This window comes from Cryobacterium sp. Hh7, from assembly GCF_004403155.1.
Classification (GTDB): Bacteria; Actinomycetota; Actinomycetes; order Actinomycetales; family Microbacteriaceae; genus Cryobacterium; species Cryobacterium levicorallinum.
Map to the genome: position 1 here is coordinate 110,635 of NZ_SOHG01000048.1, position 11,035 is coordinate 121,669.

Annotated in this window: 8 protein-coding genes; 2 read left to right on the plus strand and 6 right to left on the minus strand. The window is 67.6% G+C overall.

Features of this window, described 5'->3' with window-relative positions; genetic code table 11:
* Positions 1-10: 10 nt before the first annotated feature.
* The 3 genes from E3T43_RS13645 to E3T43_RS13655 are packed head-to-tail and all read right to left on the minus strand — an operon-like array spanning position 11 to position 5,201.
* Positions 11-1,636 carry an FAD-dependent oxidoreductase gene (locus tag E3T43_RS13645; RefSeq protein WP_134472823.1) on the minus strand — a complete coding sequence of 542 codons (1,626 nt, stop codon included), beginning with the start codon at positions 1,634-1,636 and terminating at the stop codon, positions 11-13.
* A complete protein-coding gene (locus tag E3T43_RS13650; RefSeq protein WP_134472824.1) occupies positions 1,629-3,788 on the minus strand; it encodes a molybdopterin oxidoreductase family protein in 2,160 nt (719 codons plus the stop codon). The genes E3T43_RS13645 and E3T43_RS13650 overlap by 8 nt, the downstream gene beginning before the upstream one ends.
* Before the next feature lie 6 nt (positions 3,789-3,794).
* Positions 3,795-5,201, minus strand: coding sequence for an MFS transporter (locus E3T43_RS13655; protein WP_134472825.1), 1,407 nt, complete (start codon positions 5,199-5,201; stop codon positions 3,795-3,797).
* 234 nt (positions 5,202-5,435) lie between these two features.
* Between E3T43_RS13655 and E3T43_RS13660 the strand changes: the two genes are divergently transcribed.
* The gene (locus E3T43_RS13660; protein ID WP_134441658.1) at positions 5,436-6,233 is read left to right on the plus strand and encodes an RNase H family protein; all 798 of its coding nucleotides are present in this window, start codon (positions 5,436-5,438) and stop codon (positions 6,231-6,233) included.
* An 18-nt stretch (positions 6,234-6,251) separates the two neighbouring features.
* The gene (locus E3T43_RS13665) at positions 6,252-6,638 is read left to right on the plus strand and encodes a TraR/DksA C4-type zinc finger protein (RefSeq protein WP_092451559.1); all 387 of its coding nucleotides are present in this window, start codon (positions 6,252-6,254) and stop codon (positions 6,636-6,638) included.
* Positions 6,639-6,688: 50 nt separating this feature from the next.
* Here E3T43_RS13665 and E3T43_RS13670 read toward each other — a convergent pair whose 3' ends face one another.
* The 3 genes from E3T43_RS13670 to E3T43_RS13680 form a co-directional block, all read right to left on the minus strand.
* Positions 6,689-7,933 (minus strand): exonuclease domain-containing protein, encoded by a 1,245-nt coding sequence (locus tag E3T43_RS13670; RefSeq protein WP_134472826.1) that lies wholly within the window; start codon positions 7,931-7,933, stop codon positions 6,689-6,691.
* 291 nt (positions 7,934-8,224) lie between these two features.
* Entirely contained in the window at positions 8,225-9,697 is a 1,473-nt protein-coding gene (locus E3T43_RS13675; protein ID WP_134472827.1) for a sugar porter family MFS transporter, read from the minus strand.
* Positions 9,698-10,038: 341 nt separating this feature from the next.
* Positions 10,039-11,035: HNH endonuclease signature motif containing protein (locus tag E3T43_RS13680; RefSeq protein ID WP_134472828.1), on the minus strand; the 997-nt coding region annotated here is incomplete at its 5' end.

The window sequence follows — 11,035 nt, forward strand, 5'->3', positions numbered from 1 at the left end:
CCGGTTATCGTCAGCTGGCTGACTCGGCCGTCGCCGCGGCGAAGCGCTCGAGAACATCCCCGATCCGCGCTTTGCAGCCGCCACATCCGGTGCCGGCGCGAGTGGCCGCACCGATGCAGGCGATGGTGGTGTTGCCGGCTTCGGCAGAGTCGGCAATGGCGCCGACGGTGACGCCGTTGCACCAGCACACGGTCGCGTCCCGCGCGAACGCGCTGCCAGCCTCGGGCTCGTAGTCCGGTCCGTCGTAGCGCAGCAGGACAGAGCGGTCCGCCGGCAACTCACTGCCGCGCTCGAACAGCAGGGTCAGCTCGGCGGCCGTGCGCGGCATCCCGACGCAGACGAAGCCGTCGAGAATGCCGTCGCGGGTGACCATTTTCACATAGCGTCCGTGCTCAGGGTCGGCCCACTGCGACACGTACAGCGGAGCGGATGCACACCCCGCAGCGTGGTCGTCGACGGAAAGGTCCCAGGGGTCGGCGGAGGTGTTGCCGACCGAGACGACGTCGATCCCCTCGGCTTTGAGCATGACGACGGCCGAAGCGGATGCCGCGAGCGCCGCCATGTCGGGCCGGCCCAGCACCTCGGCGGTGAATCGTGCGGCGAGCCAGTCGGCCTGGCGCCAGCCCGGACCGATCAGGCCGCTCGGCCCGCCGGCCGGCGGCGCCGTCGAATCGCCGGCGCGGGGCGCGGCTGCCACATGGGCACAGTCGCCGATCGCGTAGATGCGCGCGTCGGTCCAGCTCTGCAGGTTCTCATCGACCAGGATCCCGGTCGAGACCGGCAGTCCGGCCAGCTGGGCCAGTTCAGTGCGGGCGCCGACCCCGCAGGAGAGCAGCAACAGGTCGCCATGAATCTGTTTGCCGTCGGCGCAGATCAGGGCGTCAAAGCGGTCGACGCCGTCGTCGTCCTGGTGAAACAGCAGGCTTTCGGCGCGGGAGTGGTTGACCATGGTGACGCCGGCCCGCCGGGCGCTCCGGGCGAGCACGCTGCCGCCGCCCCGGTCGAGGTTACGCGCCATCGGAATCTCTCCGTGGTAGACGACGCAGGCCTCTCCCCCGGCGGCGGCAGCGGCGAGCGCGATCTCCATGCCGAGCACGCCGGCGCCGAGCACGACGATGCGTTTGCCGGCCGTCACTGCTGCGAGTACCCGCTCAGCGTCGTCCAGGTCGCGCAACACGGTGACCCCGCGCGGGAGCGGGGCGCCGCTTGTGTCGAGGGTGGCGGCATCCGCTGGAGGTATCTGGCGGTCTCGGCGCACCCGGGTGACGCCGTCGAGCGTGGGGATATTGGCGCGGGCGCCGGTCGCGAGCACGAGCCGATCGTAGGGCAGCAGGGTGCCATCGCTGAGGGACACCGCCCGGCGGCTGCGCAAAATGGCCGTGACACTCACACCGCGGCGCAGGTGCACGCCGGCCTCCCGGGCGGCGAGCGTGTCGGTGATATCCAGGCTCTCCCGGTCGGCGTTGCCGACGGCATATTCGGCGATCAGCACCCGGTTGTAGGCGTCGGCGCTCTCGGCCCCGACCACGGTCAGCGTGGCCGCGCCCTGGCGCACGAGCGGCAGCAGCTCCTCAACGAAACGGGCACCGACCGGGCCGTAGCCGACCAGCACGATGCGCTCAGGTTGCTCAGACATGGGCGCCTGCTTCCACGAGTGCTTTCACTCGAACGGTCGTCTTCTTGAATTCGGGCATGCCGCTGATGGGATCGGTCTCGTCATCGGTCAGCAGGTTGGCGCGCTGGTCGCCGGCAAAGTGAAACGGTAGAAACACCGTGTCGAAGCGGATGTCGGTGCTCACCTGGGCGCGGCAGCGCACCGTTCCGCGGTCGTTGCTGACTTCGACCCAGGCCTCGTCCTCGATCCCGAGCTGCTCGGCGGTGGCCGGGTGCAGCTGCAGGCGGGCCTCCGGCTGGGCATCGGCCAGTTCTTTCACCCGCCGGGTCTGGGTTCCGCTCTGATAGTGCTCGAGCAGGCGACCGGTGATCAGAGTCAGGGTGCCGCCGACCTGGGCCGGCGCGCCGAGGCGCCGCGCCGTGACGGCGACGAGGTGCGCGCGGCCGTCGGGGTGGGCGAAGCGATCCAGAAAGAGCCGCGGCGTTCCGGTGGACCCGACCGGGTAGGGCCAGAAGGCCGGTTCCTCGGAGTCGAGCAGGGCATAGCTCAGGCCGGAGTAGTCGGCCAGCCCGCCCGCGGAGGCCTGGCAGAGTTCGTCGAACACCGCAGCCGCCTCGGCGCTGAAGGTTCCCGGGGAATTCAGCCGTCTGGCGAGTTCCTGCCAGATCCACAGTTCGCTGCGCACTCCCCCCGGAGCCTCGACGGCCTGGCGACGACGAATAACGCGGCCCTCGAGCGATGTCATGGTCCCCTCTTCCTCGGCCCACTGGGTCACCGGCAGCACCACGTCCGCCAGCACCGCGGTTTCGGAGAAGAAGAAGTCGGCCACGACCAGAAAGTCGAGCGTTTTAAGGGCGGCCCGCACCCGGTCGGCGTTCGGCGCGGAGACGACGACGTTGGAGCCGTGTACCAGCAGACAGCGGATGCCGCCCGGCTCGCCGAGTGCGCTCAGCAGCTCGACCGCGGGCAGGCCCACACCGGGCAAGCTGTCGGGGTCGACTCCCCAGACCCCGGCGACGTGGGCCCGGGCGGCAGGGTCGGTGATCTTGCGGTAGCCCGGTAGCTGGTCGCACTTCTGCCCGTGCTCGCGACCGCCCTGCCCGTTGCCCTGGCCGGTGAGGGTGCCGTAGCCGGAATGGCTCGTGCCGACGAGGCCGAGCACGAGGCTGAGGTTGATGGCCGCGGTGGCTGTGTCGGTGCCGTCGGCGTGCTGCTCGACGCCGCGCCCGGTGAGAATGTAGGTGCCAGCGCCGGTCGCGGCTCCCCGGGCAGCGCCGGCGGCGAGGCGGCGGGCGAGTTCGCGCAGCTGCCAGACCGGAACGCCGGTCTGTTCCTGCACGCGGGTCGGCCACCACTGGCTCACGCTGCGGCGCACGGCGTCGAACCCGGTGGTGCGGGCTTCGAGGTAGTCCTGGTCGGCGAGTTTCTCGGCGATGACGATGTGGGTCAGCCCGAGCAGCAGCACGAGGTCACTGCCCGGGGTCGGCTGCACGTGCATGCCGGCGCCGTCCGCGGTGAGCCGGGCGGTCGCGGTTCGCCGTGGGTCGACGACCACGAGGCCACCGGCGGCGCGGGCTCCGTCGAGGTGGCCAATGAACGGAGGCATGGTCTGTGCCACGTTGGAGCCGAGAATGAGGATGGTGTCGGCCGCATCGAGCTCGTCCACCCGAAACGGCAGCCCGCGGTCGAGGCCGAAGGCACGGTTGCCGGCCGCGGCGGCGCTCGACATGCAGAACCTGCCGTTGTAGTCGATGCGGCTGGAGCGAAGCGCCACCCGGGTGAACTTGCCGAGCTGGTAGGCCTTCTCGTTGGTCAGGCCGCCGCCGCCGAACACGCCGACCGCGTCGGCCCCGAACTCCGCACGGGTCTCGCGCAGCTTCGCGGCGACGAGGTCGAGCGCGTCGCTCCAGGCGACCGGCTCGAAGGTTCCGTCGGCCTGGCGCAGCAGGGGTTCGAGAATCCGGTCCGGCGAGACGAGCAGTTCGGCCGAGGTCCAGCCCTTCTTGCACAGGCCGCCACGGTTGGTCGGAAAGTCCCGGCCCGCGACCGTTACCGCGGCGGCCAGCGAAGCGGAGCCGTCAGCATCCGCTTCTCTCGCTGTCGCAGCAGCGGAACTCAGTGTCATCGCGCACTGCAAAGAGCAGTACGGGCAGTGGGTGGCGGTCGCGGGCATAGGGTCCTAGATCTTCTGGCCGGCGACGGAGGAACCGCGGCGGAGGTAGACGAACGCGGTGACGCACATCATCACAACATAGGCGATGGCGAAGGCGTAGATCGCGCTGGAATAGTCCCCGGTGGTGGTCTTGGAATGGCCGAGCACCTGCGGAATGATGAACCCGCCGTAGGCGCCGACCGCGGAGATGAGGCCGAGGGCCGCGGCCGTTTTACGCTGGGTGTTGACGTCGCCCGAGTTCTGGTGGGCGTCTTTCACACCGCTTCTGGCCGAGAACACGCTCGGAATCATGCGGTAGGTCGAGCCGTTACCGATTCCGGTGGCGACGAAGATGAGCAGGAAACTGCCGAGGAAGGCCCAAAAGTTACCGAGCGGCAGCACCGCGACGACCACGAGAGCTCCGACGGCCATCACGCCGAAGGCGGCGACGGTGACGGATGCCCCGCCAAAGCGGTCGGCCAGGCGTCCGCCGGCCGGGCGGGCCAGCGAACCGACGAGAGCGCCGATGAAAGCGAGCGACAAGGAGGCGGATGCGACCTGGAAGGTGGAGTAGGCCGGAAACTGGTCGGCGATGAGCTTGGGAAAGACGCTCGCGAAGCCGATGAAGGAGCCGAAGGTGCCGATGTAGAGCACAGCGAGAATCCAGAAGTGCGGTTCCTTGACCGCGGCGATCGAACCGGCGAAGTCGGCCTTGGCGTTGGTGAGGTTGTCCATGTACTTCCAGGCGCCCCACATGGCGACGAGGATGAGCGGAATCCAGAACCAGCCGGCGAAGCTGATGTTCAGGGTGCCGACGGCGCCGAGGGTGATCACGATCGGCACGATGAGCTGGGCCATCCCGGCGCCGAGGTTGCCGCCTGCGGCATTGAGGCCGAGCGCGTAGCCCTTCTGGCTCTGCGGGTAGAAGTAGGTGATGTTCGACATCGAGCTGGCGAAATTGCCGCCACCGAAGCCGGCGAGCGCGGCGACGAACAGCATGACGCCGAACGGGGTGTCCGGGTTGCCGACGCAGAATCCGAGGGCGGTCGAGGGTATCAGCAGCAGGCCGGCCGAGATGATGGTCCAATTGCGACCGCCGAACTTGGGCACCATGAACGTGTACGGAAAGCGCAGGGTCGCGCCGACGAGGCTCGGCATCGAGATGAGCCAGAACACCTCGGTGGTGGAGAAGGTGAAGCCGGCGGCCGGCAACGACACGACGACAATGCTCCACAGTTGCCAGACCACAAAGCCGAGGAACTCGGCAAAGATCGACCATTTGAGGTTGCGGGCGGCGATGAGCTTGCCGCCCTGTTCCCACTGCTTCTTGTTCTCCGGGTTCCAATTGTCGATCCACCGGCCCGGACGGTGCACGAGCACGGCGGTGTCGGTATCGATCACGTTCGGTGCTGATTCAACGGTGCTGGATGTCATCGAAGTCCCCTCGGGATGAAGCGGCAGGCAGCCCGAGCGGCTGGCCATGACTTCGACGTTAGCCAGCGCGTGTTTCCGGCAACCGTGGCACCGGTTACCTTTCGATCACGAGATGATCACACCAGCTCGGGGGACGTGATGGGGCGCTGTTACATGACGGACACAATACGGGCAACGGATGCCGAGGGTGGCAGACTTAGTCAACTTGCGCTCCGCTGTTTGAAAGGCCACCTAATGACGATCACCGCTGCCGCCGACGGTTCTGCCCTCGGAAACCCCGGACCAGCCGGTTGGGCCTGGTACGTCGACGACTCCTCCTGGGCGGCTGGCGGCTGGAAGCACGCGACCAACAACCAGGGTGAGCTCAAGGCCGTGCTCGAACTGTTTCGGGCGACCGCGCACATCGATGACGATCTGCTCGTGCTCTGCGACAGCCAGTACGTGATCAACTCCGTCACCAAGTGGATGAAGGGCTGGAAAGCGAAGGGCTGGCGCAAGGGCGACGGCAAACCGGTCATGAATCTGGATTTGCTCAAGGAGATCGACGAGGCCATCGCCGGGCGTCGCTACCGGTTCGAGTGGGTCAAGGGGCACGTCGGGCATCCGCTCAACGAGGCCGCCGACGAGCGTGCGCGCGGGGCGGCCGAGGCGTTTCAGCGCGGCCGTCCGGCACCGGCCGGGCCGGGTTTTCGCGCGGGCGGAGCGGCGGCCGAGCCTGGTGTTAGCGGAGGGCGCGCTGCGACGGCTGCGGCATCCGTCGGTCAGCGCTCGCCGACGTTGACCGCGGACCGGGTGACGGAGCAGGCTTCGGCCTACGCACACGATGAGCTGTTCTCTTTCGACGATCTCGGTCACGACATCGGCGAGGATTTTCGCGACCTGACCGACCCACACGGCACGGGCGCGGTGCGCAGCGCGGGCGAGTTGCACCGGGTGACCCTGTCGCTCAGCGCCGAGGAGCACCGGCGCCTGGTGCAGCGGGCCGCTGCCCGCAACGTGACCGTCGAGGAGTACCTACGCGGTCTGATCTAGGGCGTGAGACCATGGAACATGATCGTTTCACCCTTTAATCCCACGCAATTGCACGTTTTCGAGACCGCACTCGGCGAACGCCGCCTCGAACTGACCGAGAAGTCCCAGCGTCTCGCCGACACCTTCGCCGGCGTGCAAAGCTCCCGTAGCGACGGCTCGGCCGATGGCGCCCACGACGCTGAGGCTTCCTCGCTGCGCACCGAATGGTCACGCATGTCGGGATTTCAGGGCGAGGCCGTCGAAGAGCTCGCGGCCATCGACCGGGCCCTGCAGCGCATCGTCGATGGCAGCTACGGCAGGTGCGTGCGCGGCGGCGAGATTATCCCCGAGGGCCGGCTGCAGATCAAGCCCGCCGCCGACCTCTGCATCGCCTGCGCCGAGACGGCCGCGCAGCGACGACGCTAGCTGCACCCACTTTCACGCTACGCGGGAGTTGTGCAGCAGCAGATGCCGCGTCAACGCACGCCGATCAGCGAGCGCAGCCCGAACTCGGAGACGATCGGGATGCCGTAGTCGCGGGCCTTGCCGGTCTTTCCGGTGAACGACTCCGGGTTGGCGGCGACCAACAGCCGGGTGCGCATCGTGACCGCCGTGCCCAGCGACAGTCCGCGGGCAACCAGTTCTTTGCCCCAGTCGGCGCGGGCGCGGGCCATGTTACCGGTCAACACGACGATATCGCCGCGTTCCAGCAGTACTTCCTCGACGGAGGTGACCGGTTGACGCGGCGCCAAGGCGGGCGTAGCCAGCGCGGTCGCAACGACCTCAGGGGCAACATTGAGCATGCGGGCGACGGCGATCAGCTCGGCCGAATCGGCAATGCTCAGCGCGCCGCTCGACCACGCGACGCGCACGAGGTCTCCGAAGTAGCTGCGGTGCAGGGCGGCGCAGTCGGTCGGGCTGATCCCGCTGACTTCCGCCTGTATGCGCAACTCACGCGTGTCACGAGGCAGAAGCACGCGATCGAGCAGACACAGATCGAGCAGGGCGAGATAGTCGAGGTGCTCCTCCGGGCCGGTGTAGTCGGGCAGCTTCACGGTCACCCGGGCGAGAAAACTCGGCGTCGCCAGGACATCCGTGGGTGTCGGGTCGCGGTGCACCCAGGCCGGCGCAGTGCCCGTGGCTGCGCGCGGGAGGGCCGGCCAGACATTCAGCTCGGCCCGGTCGAGCGCGTCGGTCCACGGGGCAGCGCTCGGCGAACCGTGCAAATAGGCCGCCAGCAGGCTCGCACCGGCGACGGCCTGCACGAGTGCTCCAGGGCCGGGCTCGATCTCAATGTCGTAGGCCGCGCAGCAATCCACCAGCAGTCGTCCGGCACCCGGCAGGTAGCTGCGGGCCAGTTGCATGGTGCAGACAGCTTCGAGTCCGCGACCGGGGGCGTAGCCGATCTGGCCGAACTCGCTCATCAGAAAGCCGGTGACGAACTGGGCATTGTGGGTGACCAGCACTCGTCCGCTGAGCAGATCGACCAGGCGCGGAGCGATCTGGGCAAACGTCGGTGCGCGCAGCAGCTCGGCCGTGCTGACGCCATGGTTCGTCGCGCCCCCCACGTTGCTTTCCGGGTTGACGACAGTCTCCCACCGCGCAGTAATGTGACCACCCTCGTCGAGGTGCACCACGGCGACCTCGACGACCCGGTCCCGTTGGTACGGGAACAGTCCAGTGGTTTTCAAACTTATAACGGCGTATCCACGTTCGGGCATGGTCACACTCCACAATCTTGTGTTGTGAAGTTATCGACAAACCGCCGGCTGTGCGAATTCCCCTTCGGGGGCTTGACGCGTCGCCTGAACTACTGTTTTATGCGCAGTGGGTCTCGTCGCGTGGCCAAAAACTGCTCACGCGTTGGGTCTAACCCAGTACGGCCGAGGCTGAATGCTGCAGGCGCGAGCGGACGCTGCTCACGCGTCCGGCAGGCCAGGCGTGCGAGCAGCTTTCGGGCGCGCAATCACAAATTTGCAGCCACTACAGCGGCCTGGGCGACGGCGCCCGGGCTAGCGTGCCGGGGCGGCGGCCGCCTTCTTCGCCGAGTTCTTCGGCGGCAGCAGGGTATCGGCCTCTTCGAGGGACATGCCGTTCGTCTCGGGGACCTTGCGCAGCACGAACCAGAACGACATCCCGGCGAACAGGGCGTAGAGGCCGTAGGTGATCGGCAGTGAGGCATCCGCCATCGGGGGGAAGCTGACTGTGATCAGGAAGTTCGCGATCCACTGGGCCGCCGCGGCGAGCCCGAGTGCCTTGGCCCGAATCGAGTTCGGGAACATCTCCCCGAGCAACACCCAGACCACGGGACCCCAGGACGCGCCGAACGAGATCACGAACAGGTTGGCCGCAACGAGCGCGATCGGCGCCCACGCCCCCGGCAGGCTCAACTCGCCACCCACCGTCACCGACTGGCTGAACGCGATCGCCATGGTGGCGAGCGACACCGTCATGCCGATGGAACCGGTGAGCAGAATCGGTCGCCGTCCGATCCGGTCGACCAGGGCGATCGCGACCAGGGTGACCAGGATATTGGTCACCGAGGTGATCACCGAAATGGTCAGCGAGTTGGATTCTTCGAACCCGACGGCCTCCCACAGGGTGGTCGAATAGTAGAAAATCACGTTGATGCCGACGAACTGCTGGAACACCGACAGTATGATGCCGACCCAGACGATCGGCTTCAGCCCGAAGGTACTCCCCCGCAGCGAGCCCGATTTCTGGGATCGCGCGTCGACCTCGATCGACCGGCGCATGTCGCGAATCTCGCGATCGACGTCGCCGCTCGGCCAGAGCCGGGTGAAGACGGCGCGGGCATCCGCTTCTTTATCTTTCAGAATGAGAAAACGCGGGGATTCCGGCAGGATGAACGCGATTCCGCCGTAGACGATGGCCGGAACCGCGCCGGCCAGGAACATCCAGCGCCAGGCTTCGAGGCCGAACCAGAACTCGCTGCCGGCGCCGCCGGCGCTCTCGGCGAACAGGGCATCGGAGAGCAGAGCGGTGAAGATTCCGAGGGTGATCGCGAGCTGCTGCAGCGAGCCGAGGCGCCCACGCATCTGACGCGGCGAAATCTCGGCGATATAGGCCGGTGCGACAACGGATGCGAGACCAATACCGAGTCCGCCGACCACCCGCCAGATGATCAGGTCGACGACGCCGAAGGCGAAGCCGGAGCCGATCGAGCTGACCAGGAACACCACGCCGCCGACCACCATCATGGGGATGCGGCCGTAACGGTCGGCGAAGCGCCCGCCGAAGAACGCTCCGGCCGCGGCGCCGAGCAGCGCGCAGGCCACGGCGAACCCGGTCAGGGTGGCGTTCAGCCCGAATTCCTGCTGGACCGCGTTGACGGCCCCGTTGATGACCGAGGAGTCGAAGCCGAACAGAAACCCGCCGAGGGCACCGGCGATGGCCAGCGCGATGACCTTTCGGTTCGTGCTCGGAATGCCGCGGTCGGTCGTGGATGTCGTGCTGTCGGTCAAGTGCCGCCCCCTGAGTCAGGTGACCCGCGCTGTACGCGCGCGTCTGGTGCATCGATTGTGCAACCTGACTAGCCTACGTCGGGTGCCACTCGTTTCTGAAGTCCTGCCCTCAGCCTTCGCCGATGTCCGCGTTCCTCTGGTCGAGCTGGTCGAGACCGCGGTGCGCAGCACGCGATCCAGTCTTGACAGCGCGCCCGTTTCCGTTGGTCGAGTTTGTCGAGACCGCCATCGACCAGCGCAGACTGTTTGTGAAAACCGGCCATAGGGCCTGTCGAAGTGAGCGAGACTGTCGCAGACCCATCCGAACCGCGACCGGGGCGTCGCGCCCATCGCGGTGGCGCTCACTTCTCCCAGTGGGGTTTCTCGGCGGGGGTGGCGGCACGGTTTTGGCCGGCGGGGCGCCAGGTTTGGGTGGGGTCGAAGATGAGGGGGCCGCGCACCCAGGGCCTTCCGTGTCGCATGTCGATGTCCCAGCCGGACGTTTCGATGCTGGCATGCCCGGCGTTGCAGATGAGAACGGCGTTGTCGATGTCCGTGAGGCCGCCCTTACTCCAGGGAATAACGTGGTGAGCCTGCGTCAGGTGCGGCGGCACGGTGCAGCCGGGGATGACGCAGCCACCGTCACGGGCCGCTAATGCTCGGCGTTGGCTGTTGGTGAAGAATCGGTTGGTGGTGCCGAGGTGCAATACCTGACCCTGGTGGCCGAACAACACGGGCTGATACCCGCCGGCGCAGACGAGTTCGTCGACTTGTTTGACACTGAGGGGGCCGTCGATGCCGTCGATCCAGCCGGCGCCGCGCCCGGCGAGGAGGTCGTCGATGTGGATGTGCACCAGCACCGTTGGTGCCGCGCCGCCCATCGTCGGGGTTGCGGGTTGTCGGGCGGCGGCTTCGAATACGGCGCGGAGGATGCCAGCCTGCTTCTCACCAATCGAGCGGATGTCGCCGGGTTCCTGCGGGCAGGGACTGAGCACCTGGCCGTCGCTTGCTTCAGTCTGCTCGTCGCGGCCTGCGTTCTGGCCGTGCTGGCTGTCGGTCTGCTTGTCGGTCTGCTTGTCGGCTTCGCAGTGCTCTGCCGGTGTGTGGTTCTCGGCCTGGTCGCCACCGTCAGTGTCGGCGGCAGCTGCGAGGCCGTCGCTGTCGCTGCTGTCGCTGCTGTCCGTGCTCTCGCTGCTGTCGGTGCTCTCGTCGCTTTCGGTGCTGATGCCGTCCATGCTGTCGCTGCCATCGATGCTGGTCCTGTCCGTGTCGCCTTCAGCGGACGGTTCGCTCGCGCGGAACGCGACTGTGGCGCGCGGAGCAGCGCCGGGAACGGGGTTGGCGGCAGCCGAAGACAGG